Source organism: Pseudomonas sp. GNP012 (assembly GCF_054343835.1).
Map to the genome: position 1 here is coordinate 167,213 of NZ_JBTGUU010000001.1, position 24,615 is coordinate 191,827.

The 24,615-nt window shown below is 59.3% G+C and carries 19 protein-coding genes; 9 read left to right on the plus strand and 10 right to left on the minus strand.

The window, feature by feature from the left end; translation table 11 throughout:
• Window positions 1-49: 49 nt before the first annotated feature.
• A complete protein-coding gene (locus ACXX83_RS00670; protein WP_458547345.1) occupies window positions 50-1,285 on the plus strand; it encodes an MFS transporter in 1,236 nt (411 codons plus the stop codon).
• Window positions 1,286-1,431: 146 nt separating this feature from the next.
• On the plus strand, window positions 1,432-1,683 hold the full coding sequence (locus ACXX83_RS00675) for a hypothetical protein (RefSeq protein ID WP_095965921.1): 252 nt from the start codon (window positions 1,432-1,434) through the stop codon (window positions 1,681-1,683).
• 185 nt (window positions 1,684-1,868) lie between these two features.
• On the opposite strand, the gene ACXX83_RS00680 is transcribed toward ACXX83_RS00675, so the two are convergent.
• The 10 genes from ACXX83_RS00680 to ACXX83_RS00725 form a co-directional block, all read right to left on the minus strand.
• Window positions 1,869-3,065 (minus strand): hypothetical protein, encoded by a 1,197-nt coding sequence (locus tag ACXX83_RS00680; protein ID WP_458547346.1) that lies wholly within the window; start codon window positions 3,063-3,065, stop codon window positions 1,869-1,871.
• Window positions 3,066-3,291: 226 nt separating this feature from the next.
• Window positions 3,292-4,272 (minus strand): peptide ABC transporter ATP-binding protein, encoded by a 981-nt coding sequence (locus ACXX83_RS00685; protein WP_458547347.1) that lies wholly within the window; start codon window positions 4,270-4,272, stop codon window positions 3,292-3,294.
• Window positions 4,272-5,240 (minus strand): ABC transporter ATP-binding protein, encoded by a 969-nt coding sequence (locus tag ACXX83_RS00690; protein WP_007973051.1) that lies wholly within the window; start codon window positions 5,238-5,240, stop codon window positions 4,272-4,274. Before ACXX83_RS00690 ends, ACXX83_RS00685 begins: the two co-directional genes overlap by 1 nt.
• Window positions 5,241-5,250: 10 nt before the next feature.
• On the minus strand, window positions 5,251-6,162 hold the full coding sequence (locus tag ACXX83_RS00695) for an ABC transporter permease subunit (RefSeq protein ID WP_095965919.1): 912 nt from the start codon (window positions 6,160-6,162) through the stop codon (window positions 5,251-5,253).
• A 10-nt stretch (window positions 6,163-6,172) separates the two neighbouring features.
• A complete protein-coding gene (locus ACXX83_RS00700; RefSeq protein WP_015093471.1) occupies window positions 6,173-7,183 on the minus strand; it encodes an ABC transporter permease subunit in 1,011 nt (336 codons plus the stop codon).
• A 73-nt stretch (window positions 7,184-7,256) separates the two neighbouring features.
• The gene (locus tag ACXX83_RS00705; protein WP_458547348.1) at window positions 7,257-8,852 is read right to left on the minus strand and encodes an ABC transporter substrate-binding protein; all 1,596 of its coding nucleotides are present in this window, start codon (window positions 8,850-8,852) and stop codon (window positions 7,257-7,259) included.
• Window positions 8,853-8,930: 78 nt separating this feature from the next.
• Window positions 8,931-10,364, minus strand: coding sequence for an OprD family porin (locus tag ACXX83_RS00710; RefSeq protein WP_015093473.1), 1,434 nt, complete (start codon window positions 10,362-10,364; stop codon window positions 8,931-8,933).
• A gap of 174 nt (window positions 10,365-10,538) precedes the next feature.
• Complete coding sequence (locus ACXX83_RS00715; protein WP_217837186.1) at window positions 10,539-12,140, minus strand: ABC transporter substrate-binding protein; 1,602 nt, start codon at window positions 12,138-12,140, stop codon at window positions 10,539-10,541.
• Between the two features lie 303 nt (window positions 12,141-12,443).
• On the minus strand, window positions 12,444-14,069 hold the full coding sequence (locus ACXX83_RS00720) for an ABC transporter substrate-binding protein (RefSeq protein WP_007973045.1): 1,626 nt from the start codon (window positions 14,067-14,069) through the stop codon (window positions 12,444-12,446).
• A gap of 448 nt (window positions 14,070-14,517) precedes the next feature.
• Window positions 14,518-15,234: an SIMPL domain-containing protein gene (locus ACXX83_RS00725; protein ID WP_015093475.1), complete on the minus strand. Its 717-nt coding sequence runs from the start codon at window positions 15,232-15,234 to the stop codon at window positions 14,518-14,520.
• Between the two features lie 387 nt (window positions 15,235-15,621).
• Between ACXX83_RS00725 and ACXX83_RS00730 the strand changes: the two genes are divergently transcribed.
• The 7 genes from ACXX83_RS00730 (at window position 15,622) to ACXX83_RS00760 (ending at window position 24,609) form a co-directional block, all read left to right on the plus strand.
• Window positions 15,622-16,884, plus strand: coding sequence for an ATP-binding protein (locus ACXX83_RS00730; protein WP_102698840.1), 1,263 nt, complete (start codon window positions 15,622-15,624; stop codon window positions 16,882-16,884).
• The gene (locus ACXX83_RS00735) at window positions 16,877-17,437 is read left to right on the plus strand and encodes a response regulator transcription factor (RefSeq protein WP_007973041.1); all 561 of its coding nucleotides are present in this window, start codon (window positions 16,877-16,879) and stop codon (window positions 17,435-17,437) included. The genes ACXX83_RS00730 and ACXX83_RS00735 overlap by 8 nt, the downstream gene beginning before the upstream one ends.
• Window positions 17,438-17,534: 97 nt before the next feature.
• Complete coding sequence (locus ACXX83_RS00740; RefSeq protein WP_458547349.1) at window positions 17,535-19,262, plus strand: ABC transporter ATP-binding protein/permease; 1,728 nt, start codon at window positions 17,535-17,537, stop codon at window positions 19,260-19,262.
• 194 nt (window positions 19,263-19,456) lie between these two features.
• Window positions 19,457-20,206: a FadR/GntR family transcriptional regulator gene (locus ACXX83_RS00745; RefSeq protein WP_015093478.1), complete on the plus strand. Its 750-nt coding sequence runs from the start codon at window positions 19,457-19,459 to the stop codon at window positions 20,204-20,206.
• 424 nt (window positions 20,207-20,630) lie between these two features.
• A complete protein-coding gene (gene kdgD, locus ACXX83_RS00750; protein WP_007981458.1) occupies window positions 20,631-21,542 on the plus strand; it encodes a 5-dehydro-4-deoxyglucarate dehydratase in 912 nt (303 codons plus the stop codon).
• Between the two features lie 59 nt (window positions 21,543-21,601).
• A complete protein-coding gene (locus ACXX83_RS00755) occupies window positions 21,602-23,047 on the plus strand; it encodes an aldehyde dehydrogenase family protein (RefSeq protein ID WP_458547350.1) in 1,446 nt (481 codons plus the stop codon).
• Window positions 23,048-23,235: 188 nt separating this feature from the next.
• Entirely contained in the window at window positions 23,236-24,609 is a 1,374-nt protein-coding gene (locus ACXX83_RS00760; protein ID WP_217837188.1) for an MFS transporter, read from the plus strand.
• Window positions 24,610-24,615 lie beyond the last annotated feature (6 nt).

The following is a 24,615-nucleotide window of genomic DNA, read 5'->3' on the forward strand; positions in this document are numbered from 1 at the left end:
GTGTTCAAGACACATTTCGCAAACAGCGGCCATATTGATGATCAAGGGAATGACGCATCGGCTGACTCATCTGCTGAGGCTGGACGGCTATTTCGGCGTTATGGCCTGGGTGCTCGCGGCGCTGCTGTTCATCAATCGACTGAGCAGCATGGTCAAGTTGTTCATGGCGCTGTACCTGCGTCAGGAACTGGGGCTGGCTATTGAAACCGTTGGCTGGCTGTTATCGGCATATGGCGCTGGATTGCTGATCGGCTCGATGCTCGGTGGTTTGCTCAGTGATCATGTGCGCACGGCACGGCTCACCGCGGCGCTGTTCTTTGTGTCGATGTGGGTTCTGATCCTGCTCGGGCTGGTCACGCAGGTGCCGCTGCTGGCCGGGTTGCTGTTGCTCAGTGGGGCCGTCGACGGGGCGATCCGTACGCTGCATCAGCGGCTGATCATGGAGTATTGCGAGGTTGCGCAGCGTTCCCGGGCGCAGGCCTTGAGTCGGGTAGCCCGGAACCTCGGAATGGCCGCTGCCGGGGTGGCGGGCGGCGTTTTGGCGCAGACCGATTTTCGCTGGGTGTTTTTCTCCAGCGCAGCCATGACCCTGTTGGCCTTGCTCTGGTTTGTCCGCACGACATGGCGCCGACCGGTGCTGGTGCCTGACGAGAAACCTGATACCGGCTCAGGCTCATGGGTGCCGTATCGCGACAAACCCTTTCTCTGGTTATTGGCGACGACGGTCTTGCTCGGGATGGCATTCGACACGGTCTACAGCACGCTGGGTAACTACCTGCGTGATTACTATCGCCTGAGCACCGAAGCTATCGGCTGGCAGTTCGCATTGAATGCCGTATTGGTGGTGTCGTTACAGATTCCGTTGACCCATTGGGGCGAACGCTGGGGCACGCGTCGCCAACTGGTGGCGGGCAGTCTGTTGCTGGCCTGTGGGCTCGGTATGTTGCCGTTGGGTTCCGGGCTGTTCTATGCCTGCCTGTCGACGGTGGTCTGGACATTGGGAGAGGCGCTGTTCATGCCGCCGCTGAATGCACTGGTCATGCAGCATGCGCAACGTGGAAAAAGCGGGCAGTACTTTGGCGTGTTTTTCATGAGCTGGAGTGCGAGTGCACTGTTGTCGCCGATGCTCAGCGGTCAGTTGTACGGTCACTTTGGCGGGCACAGTGTGTGGCTGGTCAGTGCGGCACTGGCGCTGCTTTCCATACCTATGATTTATCAGGCTACCCGCCCTCGCGCTCCGGACAAACTTGAGGGTCAACCTCGCGGGACTGTTTCGCTTAGTTGATCCGGCTATTGGGTTTATTTGAAACCAGTCTTTCTGCCGAGTGTATTTCTGCTCGCTCGTCAGCGTCCAATCTGGAGAACCCGACTGATCGGAACTAGATTTCACTCAGCGCCAGACAGGCACTCCACGAAAGGAAGGAATCGGCTATGAACAGGTTGTTTCGCGTTTTATTGTTGTTGAAGGTGTTGGTGATGCTATCGCTCGGGACGTCGACGGCGTGGGCCGAGTGCATCGATCACGGGGAGCAGGCTTCGAGCGGGCAAGCGGGATACGCGGGGTTGATGCTCGCCAAATCCGAATCGGAACCGGGAGATCTGGGGCAGGGTGGTGCTGACAACGACGATGACTCGACCACCGACGAGCCGGACTCCGATGAAGAAGGCGACAGCCAGACGTAATCGCTCGATGGCGAGCATGACTGATAGGCAATCGAGGTAGAAGGGGTTGGATTACAACTCCAACCCTGTGGGAGCGGGCTTGCTCGCGAAGGTGTCATGCCAGTCAGTATCAATGTCGACTGACAGACCGCTTTCGCGAGCAAGCCCGCTCCCACTGTTTTTATGCCGCGCCGTCGAGAACGGGGTCAGGCCTGGAGCCCGTAGACTACCGGGCCGCGATTCCCCATTTCGATGAAAGCCTCGCCGCCAACGATAATGCGAGCACCGCTCTGGATCTTCACATCCCACGGCAATCCTCCTGAAGGACCAAAAGAAACCCACCCGGACCCAGTCCCGCCGAAGTGGGTGTCATAGTCTCCAGTGGGCAACAACCTGCCAGCGATGATATGGAGTGCCCGGTTGTAACCAACCACGACAATCTTGCCGTCCGGCTGCTGGGCCAGGGATCGCCAGAAGGTTTCAGGACCGGTGTTGGTGAATACAGGAAGTCCGCCATTCCACTCCTTATCGGGGTGACCGTCCGCGGTAAACCTCATCGCCATGCCCATGCTCTCCTGGATACCGCCGGCACATGCCAGCTTGCCATCAGCCTGTGCGATGAGTTGACTCATTTTGAGTGAGCCATCGGTCGTTGCCAGGAACGCAAAACCATCGACACCAAATTGTTTATCGACCTGCCCCTGCAGGTCATAACGTGCAAGAACGAGCTGGCCGGATGTGGTGGTTCCGCCAACAACGATTTTTCCCTCTTGAATCACAACGCTGCAAAGCCGGATGAAGTCGCCCCCGGTTTCGATCTCGACAAAACCGTTATTGCCGAAACCAGTATCGAGTTCGCCGTTACTGTGCAGGCGAACCAGCAGTGACCCTTCGGACTCACTGATGAAATAGCTGAACGCCACAAGTATTTTTCCATCCCCCTGCAGGCAACCGTCGATCAATGCCACTTGGGAATAATCATGCTGTGCTACAGGAATCACGACACTGCCGAAGTTCAGGTCAGGGCTACCGTTGGCATGAAAGCGCCTCAGTGCTGCCCGCCCAATACCGTCGGGTTCTCGGGTATCACCGATCACCAGGATCTTGCGATCCTCTTGCAGTAGCAAACGTGACGGACTTGCCTTTTTACCGCTGACAAACTGCCACTCACCTGTGTTCCCGTCATTGCCAAACGCCTTGTCCTTGATGCCGTCAGAATCGGTGCGATACACAGTGACACTTTCCCCCTGCCGAGTGGCGTAGGTCAGTTCACCTTCAGCCGATAACACAACGGCCCTGACCGAGCCCGCCAGAAAGTCAGGCCTGATCTGTCCAGACACACCAAATTCCGGGTCCAGTTGACCCGCGTCCAGCAGGATTACGTCTATTGCTTGAGTGCCCATGAGGCTTCACCTGTCCTAATAGTTTTTGAATGACTCACCGACAGGATTCAAACAAAACGGCTGAGCGTTCGAAGCTCTCAGGACTGACAGGTGTGCTTCTGCAAAACAGCGACGCTCAATCACCACTCGACAGGCAAAAGAAAACCCCTCCTGTATCGATTGATGCGCAATCGAATGAGAAGGGGTTTGGTTGACTCAAGCGCGCCCCAAAGACCGAGGCGTTTTTTTACGCCGCGCCGTCGAGGAATTGCTCGGCGTAGTGGCAAGCCACCTGGCGGTTGTCGAGCCGGCGCAGGGCTGGCTCTTCAGTGCTGCAGCGCTCGGTCGCATACGGGCAGCGCTTGTGGAAGGCGCAGCCCGGTGGTGGGTTCAGCGGGTTGGGCAACTCGCCGACGATCTTGATTTTCGGCTTGTCCGGATCCGGGTGGATGGCTGGCGTCGCCGACAACAGTGCCTGGGTGTAGGGGTGCAGGGGACGGGAGTAGATGTCCTCCTTCGTGCCCATTTCCACCGGGCGGCCCAGGTACATCACCATCACATGGTCGGCCACGTGGCGAACCACCGCCAGGTTGTGAGAGATGAACACGTAGGCGGTGTTGAACTCTTGCTGCAGATCCATGAACAGGTTGAGCACCTGTGCCTGAATCGACACGTCCAGCGCCGAGGTCGGTTCGTCTGCCACCAGCACTTTGGGTTGCAGCATCATCGCGCGAGCCAGGGCGATCCGCTGGCGCTGACCACCGGAAAACATGTGCGGATAACGCTGGTAGTGCTCGGGACGCAAGCCCACCTGCTTCATCATCGCCTGGACTTTCTCACGACGTTCCGCTGCGCTCAGGTTGGTGTTGATCAACAGTGGCTCGGCCAACTGATCACCGACCTTCTGCCGTGGGTTCAACGAGGCGTACGGGCTCTGGAACACCATCTGCACGTCTTTGCGCAGTTGCTTGCGCTGGGCCTTGTCGGCACCGGCGACTTCCTGGCCGGCGATTTTCAAGGAGCCCGAGGACGGCTCTTCGATCAGGGTCAGGGCACGGGCCAGGGTGGATTTGCCGCAACCGGATTCACCGACGACAGCGAGGGTCTTGCCGGCTTCCAGTTCGAACGACACGCCGTTGAGGGCGCGCACGGTGGCGTGACCCTTGAACAGGCCTCGGGACACCTCGTAGTGACGGGTCAGGTCGCGGGCGGTAAGAACGACGGCCATTACGCCACCTCCTGGTTCAGCGGGTAGAAGCAGCGAGCGAGGCTGTTGCTTTTCTGGTCAAGGGCCGGACGTTGTTGACGGCAGTTGTCTTTCACGTACGGGCAGCGTGGCGACAGCAGGCAACCCTGCGGACGGTCGTAGCGACCGGGAACGATGCCCGGCAGGGTCGACAGGCGCGAGGCACCCAGGCTGTGTTCCGGAATCGCCTTGAGCAGCGCTTCGCTGTAAGGGTGTGCCGGAATGTCGAACAGTTGCGGCACCTGACCGACTTCGACCGCTTGGCCGGCGTACATCACGCAAACGCGCTGGGCGGTTTCGGCCACGACCGCGAGGTCGTGGGTGATCAGCACCAGGCCCATGTTCTGCTCTTTCTGCAGCGCCAGCAGCAGGTCCATGATTTGCGCCTGAATCGTCACGTCGAGTGCCGTGGTCGGTTCGTCGGCGATTAGCAGTTTCGGTTCGCCGGCAATCGCCATGGCAATCGCGACACGCTGGCTCATACCGCCGGACAGTTGATGCGGGTAGGCGTCCATACGACTGGCTGCACCCGGGATTTCAACTTTTTCCAGCAGTTCGATGGCACGCTTGCGGGCCGCCTTGCCGGACATTTTCAGGTGCAGGCGCAGCACTTCTTCGATCTGGAAACCGACGGTGTAGCTCGGGTTCAGCGCGGTCATCGGATCCTGGAAGACCATGGACAGGTCTTTGCCGACAATCTGTCGACGCTGGCGATTGTTCAGCTTGAGCATGTCCTTGCCGTCAAAGCTGAGCGAGTCGGCGGTAACGATGCCGGGGTGCTCGATCAGGCCCATCAGCGCCATCATGGTCACGGACTTGCCGGAACCGGACTCGCCAACGATGGCCAGCACTTCGCCCTTGTCCACTTTCAGGTCGAGGCCGTCGACCACTGGCGTGGCGTTCTTGTCGCCGAAGCGAACGTTGAGATTCTTGATTTCTAACAGTGACATGGGAATCTCCTCAGGCGGCGTTCTTGAGTTTCGGGTCCAGCGCGTCGCGCAGGCCGTCACCCATCAAGTTGATTGCCAGCACGCTGAGCAAAATGGTCAAACCAGGCAGGCTCACCACCCACCAGGCGCGTTCGATGTAGTCGCGGGCCGAAGCCAGCATGGTGCCCCACTCAGGGGTTGGCGGTTGTACGCCAAGGCCGAGGAAGCCCAGTGCGGCGGCATCGAGAATCGCCGAAGAGAAGCTCAGGGTTGCCTGAACGATCAGCGGCGCCATGCAGTTGGGCAGCACGGTAACGAACATCAGGCGTGGCAGGCCGGCACCGGCCAGGCGCGCAGCGGTCACGTAGTCGCGGTTCAGCTCGCCCATCACCGCAGCGCGGGTCAGGCGAACGTAGGACGGCAGGGATACCACGGCGATAGCGATCACGGTGTTGATCAGGCCAGGGCCGAGGATGGCGACGATCGCCACGGCCAGCAGCAGGGACGGCAGGGCCAGCATGATGTCCATCAGGCGCATGATGGTCGGGCCGAGCACGCGCGGGAAGAACCCGGCGAACAGACCCAGCAGGATCCCTGGAATCAGCGACATCACCACCGAAGACAAACCGATCAGCAGCGACAGGCGCGAGCCAGTGATCAGGCGCGACAGCAGGTCGCGGCCCAGTTCATCGGTGCCGAGCAGGAACTGCAGTTGCCCACCTTCCAGCCAGGCAGGCGGAGTCAGCAGGAAGTCGCGGTACTGCTCGCTCGGATCGTGTGGGGCGACCCACGGGGCGAAGATGGCGCAGAAAATCACCAGCAGCATGAACATCAGGCCGGCGACGGCGCCTTTGTTCTTGGAGAACGCTTGCCAGAATTCTTTGTACGGAGACGGGTACAGCAGGCTTTGATCGACTGCTACCGATGGAATTGGAGTGGTCATGGTCATGATCTCAGCGCTGATGACGGATGCGTGGGTTGGCAAAGCCGTAGAGGATGTCCACTACGAAGTTGACCAGAATCACCAGGCAGGCGATTAACAGGATGCCGTTCTGTACGACGGGATAGTCCCGGGCGCCAATGGCTTCGATCAGCCATTTGCCGATGCCGGGCCACGAGAAGATGGTTTCGGTCAGGACCGCACCGGCCAGCAGGGTGCCGACTTGCAGGCCGACCACGGTCAGTACCGGAATCAGCGCGTTACGCAGACCGTGCACGAACACCACGCGCGACGGCGACAGGCCCTTGGCCTTGGCGGTACGGATGTAGTCTTCACGCAGTACTTCGAGCATCGAGGAGCGGGTCATCCGCGCGATCACCGCCAGCGGGATGGTACCCAGCACGATGGCCGGCAGGATCAGGTGGTGCAGGGCGTCGAAGAAGGCGTCCGGCTCGTTGGCCAGCAGCGTATCGATCAGCATGAAGCCGGTGCGTGGCTCGATGTCGTAGAGCAGGTCGATCCGTCCGGACACCGGGGTCCAGCCCAGGCTCACCGAGAAGAACATGATCAGGATCAGGCCCCACCAGAAGATCGGCATCGAGTATCCCGCCAGGGAGATACCCATCACCCCATGGTCGAACAGGGATCCTCGCTTGAGTGCCGCGATCACCCCGGCCAGAAGGCCCAGGATGCCGGCGAACAACAGGGCGGCCATGGATAGCTCCAGGGTCGCGGGGAACAGGGAAGTGAATTCGTTCCAGACGCTTTCACGGGTACGCAGGGATTCTCCGAGGTCGCCGTGGGCCAGTTTGCCGATGTAATCCAGGTACTGGGCATACAGGGGTTTGTTCAGACCTAGGCGTTCCATTGCCTGAGCGTGCATTTCCGGGTCGACTCTGCGTTCGCCCATCATGACTTCCACGGGGTCGCCAGGGATCATGCGAATCAACGCGAATGTCAGCAAGGTGATGCCGAAAAACGTGGGGATCAGTAACCCCAGTCGGCGGGCAATAAAACTAAACATCGTAAGGTGTACCTCATCAGCCGGTTAGGCGTGCCCGGCATCCCTGCGTCAGGAATGCCGGGAGTTTTCTTATCTACTTCACCTGGGTGGTGGCGAAGTTGTTCGTGGTGAGGGGGCTAATGTGATAGCCCTCTACGTTGTTGCGCATTGCGGTAAACATTCTAGTGTGCGCCATGCTGATCCATGGCTGGTCCTGGTTAAAAATAACCTGGGCCTGCTCGTAGAGCGCTGCACGTTCGGCCGGATCGGTTTTTTCCCGGGCCTGGTCAATCAGCGCCTGGAACTTGTCATTGCACCAGCGCGCGTAGTTTTCTCCGTTCTTGGCCGCTTCACAACTGAGCATAGGCGTCAGGAAGTTATCCGGGTCGCCGTTATCGCCCGCCCATCCGGCGGAAACCATGTCGTGCTCGCCGTTTTTGGCGCGTTTGAGCATCTCACCCCACTCCATCACGCGGATGTCGATCTTGATCCCGACCTTGGCCAGGTCGGCTTGCATCATCTGCGCGCCGAGCATCGGGTTCGGGTTGGTCGGACCGCCACCGTTGCGGGTGAACAGGGTGAAGGTGGTGCCTTCCGGTACGCCGGCTTCCTTGAGCAAGGCGCGCGCCTTGTCCAGGTCTCGGGCCGGGTTCTTCAGGTCGTGGTTGTAGCCCAGCAGGGTGTCCGGGTACGGGTTGACCCCGGCCGTTGCATTGCCCTTGCCGAACAACGCATTGACGTACGCCTCTTTGTCGAAGGCGATGTCGATGGCTTTGCGCACCCGCACATCACTCATGTACTTGTGCGTGGTGTTCATGGCGATGTAGGAAACGGTCATCGCGTTCAGTTCGTCGACCTTCAGGTTCGAGTCTTTCTTGATGCTCGGGATGTCATCCGGTTTCGGATACAGCGCAACCTGGCACTCGTTGGCCTTGAGCTTCTGCAGGCGTACGTTGTTGTCGGTGGCGATGGCCAGGATCAGCGCATCGGCCGGTGGCTTGCCACGGAAGTAATCCGGGTTGGCCTTGAAGCGAACCTGAGCGTCCTTGTTGTAGCGCTGGAAGACGAACGGGCCGGTGCCGACTGGTTTGTTGTTCAGGTCGCCGGCCTTGTTGGCCTTGAGCAATTGATCGGCGTACTCGGCGGAGTAGATCGACGAGAAGGCCATGGCGATGTCGGCCAGGAACGGCGCTTCGCGTCGGGTCAGGGTGAACTTGACCGTGTTGTCGTCGACTTTCTCGACGCTTTTGAGCAGCTCTTTGAAGCCCATGCTTTCAAAGTACGGGAAGCCCACGCTCGACAGTTTGTGCCATGGATGATTCGGGTCCAGCTGACGCTGGAAGCTCCAGACCACGTCGTCGGCATTCATGTCGCGGGTCGGCTTGAAGTATTCGGTGGTGTGGAACTTGACGCCTTTGCGCAGATGAAACGTATAGCTCAGGCCGTCTTCACTGATGCCCCAGGAGTCGGCCAGTGCCGGAATCACGTCTGTGGTACCGGGCTTGAAGTCCGCCAGGCGATTGAAGATGGTTTCGGCCACGGCATCGGCGGTGACTGCAGTGGTGTACTGGACCATGTCGAAGCCTTCAGGGCTGGCCTCGGTGCAAACCACCAGGGGCTTGGCCGAAACGCCGACAGCGACACTGAGCAAAGCAGCCGCGATGGCCGCACGTAGGGGAAGCATTTTCATCAAGAACCCTCTGCAATCAGTTAAAGGACTAAAACCCAACGGCCGATTCGTCATTGAATCAGCCGTCAGGCGCGCGCATTACAGGATATTGAACGGAACCGTGGTCACGAGACGGAACTCGTTGATGCTGCCGTCAGCCTGGTTTTCGCTGGCACGGTGAGCGGTGTAGGTACCGCGGATCGTGGTGGCCTTGAGTGGGCCGCTCTGCACGGCGTAGGTCGCGCCGATGCCGTATTCATAGTGGTGTTCGCCATCCTGGGACTGGATGCCGTCGTAACCCTTGCCAGGCACGCCGCCGTTGCCGGTGTAGTGAGTGCCGTCGATACCCCATCCGCGCGCCTGGTAGATGTTGAACTTCAGGCCTGGCACGCCGTATTCGGCCATGTTCAGACCGTAGGCAACCTGGAACGATTTTTCGTTCGGGCCGTTGAAGTCCGACAGCAGGGAGTTGGCCAGGTAGATACCGTTGGTTTCGTGCAGGTAGTCGAAATACTCGTTGCCGTTCACTTCCTGGTACGAGAGGGTCAGGGTGTGGGCCTGGTGGGTCAGGCCGAACGACAGGGAATAGGTGTCGTTGTCGATAGTGCCGATCAGGGCCTTACCGGTGTCCTGGGTTTTGTAGTAGTTCAGGCCGGTGGTCAGGCTCAGTACCTGGCTGTCGCCCAGAACGTGGGAAGCGCCGAAGTAGTACTGGTTCCAGATGTCTTCCGCCTGGGTCGCCCAGAGGCTGGTGGTCAGGCTGGCAAATGGGGTGTAGGTCAGGCCGCCGGTGTAGACGTGATCGGTCTCGACGATGCCGTTGGCGTATTCGGTGCGGAATTTGCGCTGGCTTTCTTCGGTACGCGGTGAGTTGCGGTCGAAGGTGGCCAGGTCGAAGGCCAGGTTGTTCAGCTCTTCGCTGTGGATGGCCACACCTTCGAAACTCGAAGGCAGTGCGCGGTTACCGATCACGTCGACCATCGGGCTGCTGAAGTTCATGCGGCCGGCGGTCAGGGTGGTGTTGGAGACACGGGCCTTGACGTTGGCCAGGCCCAGTTTGCTCCACTGGCCTTGAGCGTCGCCGCCTTCTTTGGTCAGGGTCCGGTTGTTGCCTGCATTTGGACGAGTGCCTGGTGCGCCACCGTTGCCGGATGCCAGGTCTTTACGATCCTGGTCAAGTGCGATGGCGTTGTAAGCCGCCACTTCGGTGCTGAAACCGACAGTCCCTTCGGTGAAGCCCGAGTTGTATTTGACGATGGTGCCCTGGACCCAGTTGATACGACGATCGGTATCGGTCAGCGTGCCGTGATCGTTGTATTTGAATTTTGCACCACGTTTCAGTTGTTCATTGGCGTACCAGTTACGCGTGGTGCCGGTGATCGACTGGCCTTCGACAAAGCCGGTAGCTTCGCTTTGGGCATTCTTCTCGTTCACGGTAACCGGGGTGAAAGCCTGGCTTTGGGTTTCTGCGTAAGCCGTGGCGGTTACGCTGCTTATGGCCAAGGCCAATAACGCGGTGCTGCTCAGTTTCATGGGTAAAGCTCCTTACTTTCTTTTTTTTATGCCGGTCTTTTTTTGTGATCCGGCTATTGGTTTAGAACTCATTCACGGCACCGCAAACGTTTGCTGTTGGCCAAATTGGCAAAAGACGGCAAAGCGTCTGCGTGAGGGCGGAAAATCCGCCCCCCGGCATTTCTGGCTAATCGGTTATTTTTCTATGCTGACACCCGAGAACACATTGCGGCCGAACGGGCTCACTTTGAACCCTTCGATTTTGGCGCTCAGCGGCTGGTTGACCGTTGAGTGGGCGACTGGCGTGATCGGCACCTGCTGCTTGAGGTACTGCTGCGCCTGTTTGTAGAGCAGGGTGCGCTGGTCACGGTCGGTGACGACCTTGGCCTGCTTGATCAGCTTGTCGTAGGCAGGATCACACCACATCGAGTAGTTGTTGCCGCCAATGGCGTCGCAGCTGTAGAGCGTGCCCAGCCAGTTGTCCGGATCCCCGTTGTCACCGGTCCAGCCGATCAGGCTGATGTCGTGCTCGCCATTTTTGGTGCGCTTGATGTACTCGCCCCACTCATAGCTGACGATCTTGACCTTGAGACCAATCTTCGCCCAGTCAGCCTGGAGCATTTCGGCCATCAACTTGGCGTTGGGGTTGTACGGACGCTGGACCGGCATGGCCCAGAGGGTGATTTCAGTGCCTTCCTTGACGCCGGCAGCCTTGAGCAATTCCCTGGCTTTCTCCGGGTTGTAGGCGGCGTCCTTGATCGTGTCGTCGTAGGACCATTGGGTCGGCGGCATGGCGTTGACCGCCAGTTGCCCCGCACCCTGGTAAACGGCATTGAGAATGCCCTGCTTGTTTACCGCCATGTCCAGCGCCTGGCGCACTTCAAGTTGGTCGAACGGTTTGTGGCGCACGTTGTAGGCGATGTAGCCGAGGTTGAAGCCAGGCTTCTCGATCAGTTGCAGGGCCGGGTCGTTCTTCAGTGCGGGCACATCGGCAGGGCGCGGGTGCAGGGTGATCTGGCACTCACCAGCCTTGAGTTTCTGCACGCGCACCGAAGCGTCGGTGTTGATGGCGAAAATCAGGTTGTCGAGCTTGACCCGGCTCGGGTCCCAGTAATGCTTGTTGCCGGTGTAACGGATGTTCGAGTCTTTCTGATAGCTCTTGAACACGAACGGGCCGGTGCCGACCGGCTTCTGGTTGATGTCGCTCGGCTTGCCTTCGGCCAACAGCTTGTCGGCGTATTCGGCCGACAGGATGGCGGCGAAGCTCATGGCGATGTTCTGGATGAACGCGGCGTCCACGCTGTTGAGTGTAAAGACCACGGTCAGTGGCCCGGTCTTTTCGACCTTGGCGATGTTCTTGTTCAGGCTCATGCCGTTGAAGTACGGAAACTCTGTCGGATAAGCCTTACGGAATGGTTGTTGCGGATCGAGCATGCGATTGAAGGTGAACAGCACGTCGTCGGCGTTGAAGTCGCGGGTTGGCGTGAAGTATTTGGTGGTATGAAACTTCACCCCTTCGCGCAGGTGAAAGGTATATTTCAGGCCGTCCTCGGAGATGTCCCAGCTCGTGGCCAGGCCTGGTACGACGTTGGTCGCACCTTTTTCAAACTCTGCCAGCCGGTTGTATAGCGGTTCGGCGGCGTCGTTGTCGGTCGCGGTGGTGTACTGCGCCGTGTCGAAACCGGCGGGGCTGCCTTCGGAGCAGAATACCAGGCTGTTGTTGGCGGCCTGGCTGACGGAAGTGGCGGCCAACAGGCCGGTGCCCAGCAATGCGGATAAAACCAAGGTATGGCGCATAACGCTCCCTTCTCTCTCAAAGTGTTGTCAATGAGCCGTCGTCCCGTCCGCAGACGTAGAGGCATCACTGATTTCAAGCCATGCACGCAGCAATAACCGATGACCCACGCATGCACTGGTCGGATCCCGACGGTATGAGCCACGGGTCCGGCAGTAAATGCGTAGAGTCCTAAAGACTCGTAGGAAATGGCGACGCGTCCTCACCCGATGCTGTAGTCAGCTGCGGATTTGGATGTAGGCAAATTCCTGCTTGCTCGGTAGATAAAGCAACGGCGACGTCAGAAACGTCGCCGTTGCAAAACCTTATTTGCTGACGCTGACGCCGTAGAAGGAGTTCAAGCCAAATGGGCTGATCTTGAAGTCCTGCACGTTGGCGCGCATGGGTTGGAACACCGTCGAGTGAGCGATAGGTGTCATCGGGACTGCATCTTTGAGGACGTGTTGCGCCTGCTTGTACAACTCGGTGCGCTTGGCCTGGTCGGACGTGCGCTTGGCCTGCTTGACGATGTCGTCGAACTTCTTGTCGCACCACTTGGAGAAGTTGTTGCCTTCCAGCGAGTCGCAGCCGAACAGCACGTTCAGCCAGTTGTCCGGATCACCATTGTCACCGCTCCAGCCAATCAGCATCGCCTGGTTCTCGCCACCTTTGGAGCGCTTGATGTACTCGCCCCACTCGTAGCTCTGGATCTTGACCTTGAGGCCGATCTTGGACCAGTCGGACTGCAGCATTTCTGCCATCAGTTTGGCGTTCGGGTTGTATGGACGCTGTACCGGCATCGCCCAGAGAACGATTTCGGTGCCATCTTTCACGCCAGCTTCCTTGAGCAGCTCTTTGGCTTTCTCAGGGTTGTACGGCGCATCCTTGATGGTGGTGTCGTAGGACCACTGGGTCGGTGGCATGGCGTTGACGGCCAGTTGGCCGGCGCCCTGGTACACGGAGTCGATGATCTGTTGCTTGTTGACCGCCATGTCCAGTGCCTGGCGAACTTTCAGCTCGGCCAGCGGGTTGGCATCGGTTTGACCCTTGACCTTGGGCATCACGTTGTAGGCGATGTAACCCAGGTTGAAACCGGCCTGGTCAGGCAGTTTCAGGTCCTTGTCTTCTTTCAGCGCCTTCAGGTCGGCCGGACGAGGGAACAGGGTGACCTGGCACTCGTTCTTCTTCAGCTTCTGGATACGTACCGACGGGTCGGTGGTGATGGCGAAGATCAGGTTGTCGATCTTCACGTCGTCAGGCTTCCAGTAGTCCTTGTTCCCGGTGTAGCGGATGTTGGAGTCTTTCTGGTAGCTCTTGAACACGAACGGGCCGGTGCCCACCGGTTTCTGGTTGATGTCGGCGGCCTTGCCTTCCTTGAGCAGTTGGGCAGCGTACTCGGCGGACTGGATCGAGGCGAAGCTCATGGCCATGTTCTGGATGAACGCGGCATCAACGTCCTTGAGGGTGAACTTGACAGTTTTGTCGTCGACTTTATCGATCTTGGTGATGTTGGTGTCCATCCCCATGTCGGTGAAGTACGGGAATTCGGTCGGGTATGCTTTGCGGAACGGGTCATCCTTGTTAATCATGCGATTAAAGGTGAACAGCACGTCGTCGGCGTTGAACTCACGAGTCGGCTTGAAGTACGGGGTAGTGTGGAACTTCACACCTTCACGCAGGTGGAAAGTGTAGGTCAGGCCGTCATCGGAGACGTCCCAGCTGGTCGCCAGACCTGGAATGACAGCGGTGCCGCCGCGCTCGAACTGGGTGAGGCGGTTGAACATGGTTTCTGCAGAGGCGTCGAAGTCGGTTCCGGTGGTGTATTGACCTGGATCGAAACCGGCCGGGCTCCCTTCGGAGCAGAACACCAGGTTAGTCGCAGCTTGAGCGAACGGTGCACTAGCCAACAGGCTGGCGCCGACTAAAAACGGAATGACCGCTTGTTTAAGCATGGTGGCCTCATGATTTGTTGTCATTTTTGGAATTAGAGGACGACCTCGTGAGTCGTGCCTGCGGATACTTATGCAGGGGCCATACCCAATGCAAGATCCAGAGTGACTACAAGCCTTAAACGGTGGCACGAACGTACCTTAATGTCGCATTTGTATAATTCCTGACGCATTTGACCGTTTGCGCGGCGTTTTTACGGTGCAAGTGATGCACTTTTATGGTGCGCGCCCGGCTCGGGTTGCTCCCGCGTGGGGCGGGGGTGTTACTTATTCATACCCCGGATTGCGGGGTGGGCATGGCGTGAATAAGAGTGGTTATTGTTGCACCGATAGTGGCCAATCGACGGCATTTCTCGGGTGGACCTATCCAGTTATAGCTCATGCCTGAAAACTGCCAAAAAAAAACGGCGATCGTTTTAATGATCGCCGTTTTTGTCTACGGGCTATCGATTCAAGGCATCAGCACTTCAATCGAGCCATCGGCGGTCATGCTGACCTGACTGGTGCCGGCTTCGACATCCGGCGTCACGGGGGCGGCGTCCATGGCGGCCGCTTTCATCATCATCGGCGCGCGCAGGTAAGGCTGTGGATAACCGCTGCTGTTGAGGTTCAGGTTGACGATTTTGTAGCCTTTGCCGCCGAGGGCATCGGTGGCCAGTTGGGCGCGGGCCTTGAAGGCGGTCACGGCGTCCTTGAGCAGGGCGTCTTCACTGGTCTTGCGGGTCGGGGTGGCAATGGCGAAGTCCATGCCGCCCATTTTCAGGTCGGTGAGCAGCTCGCCAGTCAGCTTCGACAGCGCGGCGAAGTCCGAGCTTTCCAGGCGCAATTCGGCGCGCTCGCGCCAGCCGGTGATTTTCTGGCCCTTGGTGTCGTAGATCGGGTAGCTGTTGCGACTGCCCTGGCGCAGGGTGATGTCCTTGACCTGCTTGGCCTGGGCCAGCGCCTTGTTCATGGTGGTGCTGACGTCGGCGGCGAGTTTGGCCGGGTCGCTGTTCTGTTCTTCGGTGTAGAGCGTCACGATCATCAGGTCGCGAGCCACTTCCTGACTGACTTCGGCGCGCAGGGAAATCTGGTTGTAATGCAGTTCGTCGGCGGCCAGGGCCGGGAGGCTGGCGACGGTGCCGAGACTCAGGGCGAGGAGGGCGGCGCTGCGGCGGAATGTGTGCATGAAGGCTCCTTGAAAGGTGCGCAGGGGTATGGTCCGGGCCTGCGTGAAACCATCAGACTCTAGCTTTTATGCTCTGGTTCGCACAGTTACAACTTCTATACAGATGCATGCGGCCTTTTGTAGGTGCGAGCTTGCTGTGGCGAGGGGGCTTGCCCCCGTTCGGCTGCGAAGCAGTCGCAGATTGCCTCACTTGGTTCAACCGATAAAATGCGGCGGCAGGTTTTAGGACTGCTTCGCAGTCCAACGGGGGCAAGCCCCCTCGCCACAGAGTTCATTGCACGCAGTTCCACGCCAATGACTGTGGCCGTTTGCCGCACTTTTGCCTGTCAGCCCCCGCGCTTGGTTATACTCCCTGCGATCCGCCTGGAGCGCTCATCAGGAGAGCTCATGCTCGCCCCCGTTCAAATCACTTCCGCCACTCGCCAGAACCTCTGGCGGCTGACATTCATCCGCACATTGGTGCTGGCCGCCCAGGCCGGTTCCGTGGGCCTGGCCTACTGGCTCGAATTGTTGCCTCTGCCCTGGTTTCAACTGGCTGCGACCCTCGCTTGCTCGATGCTGTTGTGCGTGTTCACAGCGATTCGCCTGCGTACCTCGTGGCCGGTGACCGAGCTCGAATACGCCGTGCAACTGGCTTGCGACCTGTTTATCCACAGCGCATTGCTGTATTTCTCCGGTGGCTCGACCAACCCCTTCGTCTCCTATTACCTGGTGCCGCTGACCATTGCCGCCGTGACGTTGCCATGGCGTTATTCGGTGATCCTCTCGGGTATCGCGTTGACGATGTACACACTGCTGCTGGCGCAGTTCTATCCGTTGCAAACCTTCCCCATCGCCCGGGAAAACCTGCAGGTGTACGGGATGTGGTTGAGTTTTGCCCTCGCGGCTGCGGTCATCACGTTTTTCGCCGCGCGCATGGCCGAAGAACTGCGTCGTCAGGAAGAACTGCGCGCCATTCGTCGCGAAGAAGGCCTGCGCGATCAGCAACTGTTGGCCGTCGCCACCCAGGCCGCTGGCGCCGCCCATGAACTGGGCACGCCGCTTGCGACCATGAGTGTGCTACTCAAGGAAATGCGTCAGGACCACCCTGACCCGATGTTGCAGGATGACCTGAGCGTGCTGCAGGATCAGGTCAAGTTGTGTAAAGAGACTTTGCAACATCTGGTGCGCGCCGCAGAGGCCAATCGCCGGTTGGCGGTGGAGATGCAGGACGTCACCGACTGGCTTGATGAAGCCCTCAATCGCTGGCACCTGATGCGCCCGGAAGCCAGCTATCGCTTCCAGCGCCTCGGCCAGGGCCCTGTACCCCGTATGGCGCCGCCGCCGGACTTGACCCAGGCGTTGCTGAATCTGCTGAACAATGCCGCCGATGCCTGCCCCGAAGGGCTGCAGGTGACGCTGGACTGGGATTGGGAAAATCTCACCATCAGCATCCGTGACCATGGTGCCGGTGTGCCGCTGGCCATCGCTGAACAAATCGGCAAACCGTTTTTTACCACCAAGGGCAAAGGTTTCGGCCTGGGCCTGTTTTTGAGCAAGGCCAGCGTGACACGCGCCGGCGGCTCAGTGAAACTCTACAGTCATGAGGAAGGCGGCACACTCACCGAGCTGCGCCTTCCCCGTGTCGCCCGAGGAGACGAACATGAGTGAAGAGATCCAAGTCGAAGGCGAAGAACTGCCGCATTTATTGCTGGTCGATGACGACGCCACATTCACCCGCGTCATGGCCCGCGCCATGGCCCGTCGCGGTTTTCGCGTCAGTACTGCCGGTTCCGCCGAAGAAGGCCTGGAACTGGCCAAGGCCGATCTGCCGGATTACGCCGCCCTGGACCTGAAAATGGACGGCGATTCGGGCCTGGTGCTGCTGCCCAAGTTGCTGGAAATGGACCCGGAAATGCGCGTGGTGATCCTCACCGGTTATTCGAGCATTGCCACCGCTGTCGAGGCGATCAAGCGCGGTGCCTGCAACTACCTGTGCAAACCGGCGGACGCCGACGACGTGCTGGCAGCGCTGCTATCCGAACACGCCGACCTCGACAGCCTGGTGCCGGAAAACCCGATGTCGGTGGACCGCCTGCAGTGGGAGCACATCCAGCGCGTGCTGACCGAGCACGAAGGCAACATTTCCGCCACTGCCCGCGCCCTGGGCATGCACCGCCGCACCCTGCAGCGCAAACTGCAGAAGCGTCCCGTTCGCCGCTGAACCTTTGCTGAACGAATGCGGGCCGTATCTCGCGACAAACCGGACCGATCATCTATGATCGGTTCGTGCGTGTTCTTTTCTTTATCGAGCCTTTTCCATGAATCAGAACGCTGAGTATTCCGCGGTCAACGACGCCGTGCGCGGGCAGTTTTTTCGCAAAGTGTGGGCAATGATCACGCCTTACTGGCGCAGTGAAGAGAAGGCCAAGGCCTGGACGCTGCTGATCGCAGTGATTGCGCTGTCGCTGATCAGCGTGGGGATCTCGGTGTGGTTCAACACCTGGTACAAGGACTTCTACAACGCCCTGCAGAAGAAGGACGAGGCAGCGTTCTGGCAACTGATCCTGTATTTCTGTGCGATTGCGGCGGTGGCGATCGTCGGCGCGGTGTATCGGCTTTACCTGACGCAGATGCTGACGATCCGCTGGCGGGCGTGGCTCACCGAAAAGCATTTCAGCCGTTGGTTGGCGGACAAAAACTACTACCAGCTGGAGCAGGGCGGTTACACCGATAACCCGGACCAGCGGATTTCCGAAGACCTCAACAACTTCACCTCCAACACCCTCGAACTGGGTATTGGGCTGCTGCGCAATATCGTCAGCCTGGTGTCGTTCTCGATCATTCTGTGGGGCGTGTCGGGCAGTATCGAAGTGTTCGGCATCACGATTCCCGGCTACATGTTCTGGTGCGTGCTGGTTTACGCCGTGGTGGGCAGTTGGCTGACGCATTTGATCGGTCGTCGCCTGATCGGTCTGAACAACCAACAACAACGCTTCGAAGCCGACCTGCGTTTCTCCATGGTGCGGATTCGCGAGAATGCCGAAAGCATCGCGTTGTACAACGGCGAGCCGAACGAAAATCGTCGGTTGAGCAGTCGCTTCGGGATGGTCTGGCATAACTTCTGGGACATCATGAAGGTGTCCAAGCGCCTGACGTTTTTCACCGCCGGTTACAGCCAGGCAGCCATCATCTTCCCGTTCATCGTTGCCTCGCCGCGTTACCTCTCCGGCAAGATCGAACTGGGCGAGCTGATGCAGATCAGCTCGGCGTTCGGCAACGTGCAGGAAAGCTTCAGCTGGTTCATCAGCGCCTACCAGAGCCTCGCTTCCTGGCGCGCCACCTGCGATCGTCTGCTGAGCTTCCACCAGGCCATGCGTGACAACGAAGAGCGTGCGCCAGCGATCGACGTGCAGAATTCGGGCTCCGTCCTGAAGGTGCACAACCTCGGCCTTGACCTGGCGGACGGTCGTCACCTGCTGACCAACGCCGACATGACTGTGGAGAAGGGCGAGCGTGTGATGCTCAGCGGTCGCTCCGGCAGCGGCAAGTCGACACTGCTGCGGGCAATGGGGCATCTGTGGCCGGCCGGCCATGGCAGTATTCGCCTGCCATCGGCGCGTTACCTGTTCCTGCCGCAAAAACCGTATCTGCCGATTGGCACCCTGTGTGATGTCCTCAGTTATCCACAGCCCGGCGATACCTATCCGAACGAGCGCTACGTGCAGGTGTTGGAAACCTGTCGTTTGCCGCACCTGATTGCCCGTCTCGACGAAGCCAACCACTGGCAGCGCATGTTATCTCCGGGTGAGCAGCAGCGCCTGGCCTTTGCCCGTGCGCTGCTTTATGCACCGCAATGGCTGTACATGGACGAAGCGACCTCGGCGATGGACGAAGAAGACGAGGCCACGCTGTACCAGGCGCTGATCGATGAATTGCCGGGGCTGAGCATTGTCAGCGTCGGCCATCGCAGCAGCCTCAAGCGCTTCCATCCGCGGCACGTTCGTATCGAGAATGGCCATCTGGTGGACCAGGCCGTGACCGCGTAAATACCCCCGATTCCTTGTAGGAGCGAGCTTGCTCGCGATGGACTTGAAAGCGCCGCGTTTATTCAGAAAGCACGCGTTATCGTTAGCCTCCATCGCGAGCAAGCTCGCTCCTACATGGGGCGGTGGTGATCGTACAACCGCGTTGCGCTATGATGCGCTTTCAGCCGCCGAACTTTTCGAGACCGATGTACACCATGGAAAACCCGATCGACACACCACGCCTCCCACGCAAGCGCCGCAGCCTCGCTCAGGAACTGGTGACGGTGCTGTCCGAGCAGATCCGCGACGGTCATCTCAAGCGTGGCGACAAGTTGCCCACCGAGTCGGCCATCATGGATGCCCATGGTGTCAGCCGCACGGTGGTGCGCGAAGCGATATCCCGTCTGCAGGCGGCCGGCCAGGTGGAAACCCGCCATGGCATCGGCACTTTCGTGCTCGACACGCCGAGCCCGAGTGGCTTTCGTATCGACCCGGCGACCGTGGTGACCTTGCGTGATGTGCTGGCGATCCTGGAACTGCGCATCAGCCTGGAAGTGGAGTCTGCCGGGCTGGCGGCGCAACGTCGCAGTCCGGAACAACTGGCCAACATGCGCGCCGCCCTCGATGCGTTGAATGAAAGCGCCGCCCACGCCAGTGACGCCGTGGCTTCGGACTTCGCCTTCCACCTCGAAATCGCGCTGTCCACAGGCAACCGTTATTTCACCGACATCATGACCCACCTGGGCACCAGCATTATCCCGCGCACACGGTTGAATTCCGCGCGCCTGGCCCATGACGACCAGCAGCACTACATGGGGCGTCTGAGCCGTGAGCACGAGGAAATCTACGACGCCATTGCCCGTCAGGATTCCGATGCGGCCCGGGCCGCCATGCGTCTGCACCTGACCAACAGTCGTGAACGATTGCGCCATGCCCATGAAGAGGCTGAGGCGCAGCGGGGCTGAGTGTGCTGATCCAATCCTGAGTTGGACTGACAGATTGCCTTCGCGAGCAAGCCCGCTCCCACACTTGATTTGTGTCGTGCACAAATTGTGAGTTCGCAGAAACTCAAATGTGGGAGCGGGCTTGCTCGCGAAGGGGCTGTAAGCCATCTCACAAAACCTTCAGTCAGCCTCTGTTGTACTTATCCCTCGCCACAATCCTCCGACAACGTATCTCCTGAGCACCTGTTTTTCGAGGTGTGAACATCCCTGTCCTCTGCCGCGTAAGCCAATAAAACAAGGGTTGTACGTATTCGTGTCGAACAATTTTCACCCCCAGCGATGAAATGCAGTTGACGGTTGTATTTTAAGTTGTACGATGACATACAACTTCGGCGCAGGCTGAACGGTTTTCTCACACAACGTCGCTATCCAGGGTGTTCGAATAATGAATCCACAAGAACTGAAGTCCATCCTCTCTGCCGGTCTGCTGTCTTTCCCGGTCACCGATTTCAATGCTCAGGGCGACTTCAATCGCGCGGGTTATATCAAGCGTCTCGAATGGCTGGCCCCATACGGCGCCTCGGCGCTGTTCGCCGCGGGCGGTACCGGTGAGTTCTTCTCTCTGGCGGCCAGCGAATATTCGGAAATCATCAAGACTGCGGTCGACACTTGCGCCACCAGCGTGCCAATCCTGGCCGGCGTGGGCGGTTCGACCCGCCAGGCCATTGAATACGCACAGGAAGCCGAGCGCCTGGGTGCCAAGGGCCTGTTGCTGCTGCCGCACTACCTGACTGAAGCCAGCCAGGACGGCGTTGCCGCCCACGTTGAAGCCGTGTGCAAATCGGTCAACATCGGCGTGGTGGTCTACAACCGTAACGTCTGCCGCCTGACCGCGCCGCTGCTGGAACGCCTGGCTGAGCGCTGCCCGAACCTGATCGGCTACAAGGATGGCCTGGGTGATATCGAGTTGATGGTGTCGATCCGTCGTCGCCTCGGTGATCGCTTCAGCTACCTGGGCGGTTTGCCGACCGCCGAAGTCTACGCCGCGGCCTACAAGGCACTGGGCGTACCGGTCTACTCCTCGGCGGTGTTCAACTTCATCCCGAAAACCGCGATGGACTTCTACCACGCGATCGCTCGCGAAGATCACGCCACCGTCGGCAAGATCATCGACGACTTCTTCCTGCCGTACCTGGACATCCGTAACCGCAAGGCCGGTTATGCCGTGAGCATCGTCAAGGCCGGGGCAAAAATTGCCGGCTACGACGCCGGTCCCGTGCGTGCACCGCTGACCGATCTGACCGGCGAAGAGTACGAAATGCTCGCCGCGCTGATCGACAAGCAGGGCGCGCAGTAACACCCGATAAACCAGGGCCGCTGAGCGATCAGCGGCTTTTTGCGTGAGGAGAACATCTCGTGGCAGATGCAAAGCGTTTCGATAACTACATCAATGGCGAATGGGTCGCAGCCAGCGATTACTCGACCAACATCAACCCGTCCGAGCTGAGCGACGCCATCGGCGACTACGCCAAGGCTGATCTGGCCCAGGTCAACGCTGCCATCGAAGCTGCCCGTGCGGCGTTCCCGGCGTGGTCCACTTCCGGCATCCAGGCGCGCCACGATTCCCTGGATAAAGTCGGCACTGAAATCCTTGCCCGTCGCGAAGAACTCGGCACCCTGCTGGCCCGGGAAGAGGGCAAGACCCTGCCCGAAGCCATCGGTGAAGTGACCCGCGCCGGCAACATCTTCAAGTTCTTCGCCGGTGAATGCCTGCGTCTGTCCGGCGACTATCTGCCGTCGGTGCGTCCGGGCGTCAACGTTGAAGTCACTCGCGAAGCCTTGGGCGTGGTCGGTCTGATTACCCCGTGGAACTTCCCGATCGCGATCCCTTCGTGGAAAATCGCCCCGGCGCTGGCCTACGGCAACTGCGTCGTGCTCAAACCCGCGGATTTGGTACCGGGTTGCGCCTGGGCCCTGGCGGAAATCATCTCCCGCGCCGGTTTCCCGGCCGGCGTGTTCAACCTGGTGATGGGCAGCGGTCGCGTAGTCGGCGAAGCGCTGGTCAACAGCCCGAAAGTCGATGGCATCAGCTTCACCGGTTCGGTGGGCGTGGGTAGTCAGATCGCTGTGAATTGCGTGTCGCGTCAGGCCAAGGTCCAGCTGGAAATGGGCGGCAAGAACCCGCAGATCATTCTCGACGATGCCGACCTCAAGCAAGCGGTCGAGCTCTCGGTACAGAGCGCGTTCTACTCCACCGGCCAGCGTTGCACAGCTTCGAGTCGCTTTATCGTCACCGCCGGCATCCACGACAAGTTCGTCGAAGCCATGGCCGAGCGCATGAAGTCGATCAAGGTCGGCCATGCGTTGAAGGCTGGCACCGATATCGGACCGGTGGTCTCGCAAGCGCAACTTGAACAGGACATGAAGTACATCGACATCGGTCAGTCCGAAGGTGCACGACTGGTCAGCGGCGGTGGTCTGGTGACCTGCGACACCGAGGGCTACTTCCTCGCGCCGACCCTGTTTGCCGATAGCGAAGCGTCGATGCGCATCAGCCGCGAAGAGATCTTCGGCCCGGTTGCCAACATCGTCCGCGTCGCCGATTACGAAGCCGCGCTGGCCATGGCCAACGACACCGAGTTCGGGCTGTCGGCGGGCATTGCCACCACCTCGCTGAAGTACGCCAACCACTTCAAGCGCCACTCCCAGGCCGGGATGGTGATGGTCAACCTGCCGACCGCCGGTGTGGATTACCACGTTCCGTTCGGTGGGCGTAAAGGTTCATCCTATGGATCACGTGAGCAAGGTCGCTATGCGCAAGAGTTCTACACGGTCGTGAAAACCAGCTACATCGGTTCGTAACAAGAAACACCGCGGTATTGGCAACGATACCGCGCCCCCTGTAGGAGCGAGCTCTGCTCGCGATGGTCTCGAGATTGCGAAGTTCAGCCTGACGCCCAGCGTCATCGTTGACGACCATCGCGAGCAAGCTCGCTCCCACAAAGCACCGTTATTACCCGCATAAAAATAATCAGTGGGAGTACATCTACATGCAATCGACCAAGCCGACTCACGTCCGCTATCTGATCCTGCTCATGCTGTTTCTGGTGACCACGATCAACTACGCCGACCGGGCTACCATCGCAATCGCCGGCTCCAGCCTGCAAAAAGACCTGGGCATCGACGCCGTTACCCTTGGCTACATCTTCTCCGCATTCGGTTGGGCCTACGTGGCCGGGCAAATCCCCGGTGGCTGGTTGCTGGACCGCTTTGGTTCGAAAAAAATCTACGCGTTGAGCATCTTCACCTGGTCGCTGTTCACCGTCCTGCAGGGTTATGTCGGCGAGTTCGGCATGTCCACAGCCGTGGTTGCGCTGTTCATGCTGCGCTTTTTGGTCGGCCTGGCCGAAGCGCCATCCTTCCCCGGCAACGCGCGCATCGTCGCAGCCTGGTTTCCGACCGCTGAACGCGGCACTGCTTCGGCGATCTTCAACTCGGCGCAATACTTTGCCACCGTGTTGTTCGCTCCACTGATGGGCTGGATTGTCTACGCCTTTGGCTGGCAGCATGTGTTCATCGTCATGGGCGTGATCGGCATCATCTTCTCCGGGATCTGGCTGAAGGTGATCTACAGCCCGCGCCAGCATCCGATGATCAACGATGCCGAGTTCAAGCACATCGCCGACAACGGCGGCATGGTCGACATGGACCAGGACAAAGGCAAAGGCAAAGGCAACAAGACCGACGGTCCGAAGTGGGACTACATCCGCCAACTGCTGACCAACCGCATGATGCTCGGCGTGTATCTGGGCCAGTACTGCATCAATGGCATCACTTACTTCTTCCTGACCTGGTTCCCGGTGTACCTGGTGCAGGAGCGTGGCATGACCATCCTCAAGGCCGGTTTCATCGCGTCCTTGCCGGCGATCTGCGGCTTCATCGGTGGTGTGCTAGGCGGGGTGATTTCCGATTACCTGTTGCGCAAAGGCCATTCCCTGACTTTCGCCCGCAAGGCTCCGATCATTGCGGGCCTGCTGGTTTCCAGCAGCATCGTGGCCTGCAACTACGTGGATGTCGAATGGATGGTCGTCGGCTTCATGGCCCTGGCGTTCTTCGGCAAAGGCGTTGGCGCACTGGGCTGGGCCGTGGTGTCCGATACTTCGCCCAAGCAGATCGCCGGTCTGAGCGGTGGCCTGTTCAACACCTTCGGCAACCTGGCTTCGATCACCACCCCGATCGTCATCGGCTACATCATCAGCTCCACCGGTTCGTTCAAGTGGGCGCTGGTGTTCGTCGGTTGCAACGCGCTGGTCGCGGTGTTCAGTTACCTGGTGATCGTAGGTCCGATCAAGCGTGTGGTGCTCAAAGAGCCTCCCGCAAATGGTTCTGAAGCCCCTGGCAAATTGTCTCAAGCGCATTCCTGAGGAGCG

Coding starts and splice junctions, on each gene's coding strand:
- ACXX83_RS00685 (WP_458547347.1), bottom strand. CDS start 4,272: ATGGCCGTCGTTCTTACCGCCCGCGACCTGACCCGTCACTACGAGGTG.
- ACXX83_RS00705 (WP_458547348.1), bottom strand. CDS start 8,852: ATGAAAATGCTTCCCCTACGTGCGGCCATCGCGGCTGCTTTGCTCAGT.
- ACXX83_RS00700 (WP_015093471.1), bottom strand. CDS start 7,183: ATGTTTAGTTTTATTGCCCGCCGACTGGGGTTACTGATCCCCACGTTT.
- ACXX83_RS00675 (WP_095965921.1), top strand. CDS start 1,432: ATGAACAGGTTGTTTCGCGTTTTATTGTTGTTGAAGGTGTTGGTGATG.
- ACXX83_RS00730 (WP_102698840.1), top strand. CDS start 15,622: ATGCTCGCCCCCGTTCAAATCACTTCCGCCACTCGCCAGAACCTCTGG.
- ACXX83_RS00720 (WP_007973045.1), bottom strand. CDS start 14,069: ATGCTTAAACAAGCGGTCATTCCGTTTTTAGTCGGCGCCAGCCTGTTG.
- ACXX83_RS00690 (WP_007973051.1), bottom strand. CDS start 5,240: ATGTCACTGTTAGAAATCAAGAATCTCAACGTTCGCTTCGGCGACAAG.
- ACXX83_RS00725 (WP_015093475.1), bottom strand. CDS start 15,234: ATGCACACATTCCGCCGCAGCGCCGCCCTCCTCGCCCTGAGTCTCGGC.
- ACXX83_RS00695 (WP_095965919.1), bottom strand. CDS start 6,162: ATGACCACTCCAATTCCATCGGTAGCAGTCGATCAAAGCCTGCTGTAC.
- ACXX83_RS00715 (WP_217837186.1), bottom strand. CDS start 12,140: ATGCGCCATACCTTGGTTTTATCCGCATTGCTGGGCACCGGCCTGTTG.
- ACXX83_RS00670 (WP_458547345.1), top strand. CDS start 50: ATGACGCATCGGCTGACTCATCTGCTGAGGCTGGACGGCTATTTCGGC.
- ACXX83_RS00745 (WP_015093478.1), top strand. CDS start 19,457: ATGGAAAACCCGATCGACACACCACGCCTCCCACGCAAGCGCCGCAGC.
- kdgD (WP_007981458.1), top strand. CDS start 20,631: ATGAATCCACAAGAACTGAAGTCCATCCTCTCTGCCGGTCTGCTGTCT.
- ACXX83_RS00680 (WP_458547346.1), bottom strand. CDS start 3,065: ATGGGCACTCAAGCAATAGACGTAATCCTGCTGGACGCGGGTCAACTG.
- ACXX83_RS00710 (WP_015093473.1), bottom strand. CDS start 10,364: ATGAAACTGAGCAGCACCGCGTTATTGGCCTTGGCCATAAGCAGCGTA.
- ACXX83_RS00740 (WP_458547349.1), top strand. CDS start 17,535: ATGAATCAGAACGCTGAGTATTCCGCGGTCAACGACGCCGTGCGCGGG.
- ACXX83_RS00760 (WP_217837188.1), top strand. CDS start 23,236: ATGCAATCGACCAAGCCGACTCACGTCCGCTATCTGATCCTGCTCATG.
- ACXX83_RS00735 (WP_007973041.1), top strand. CDS start 16,877: ATGAGTGAAGAGATCCAAGTCGAAGGCGAAGAACTGCCGCATTTATTG.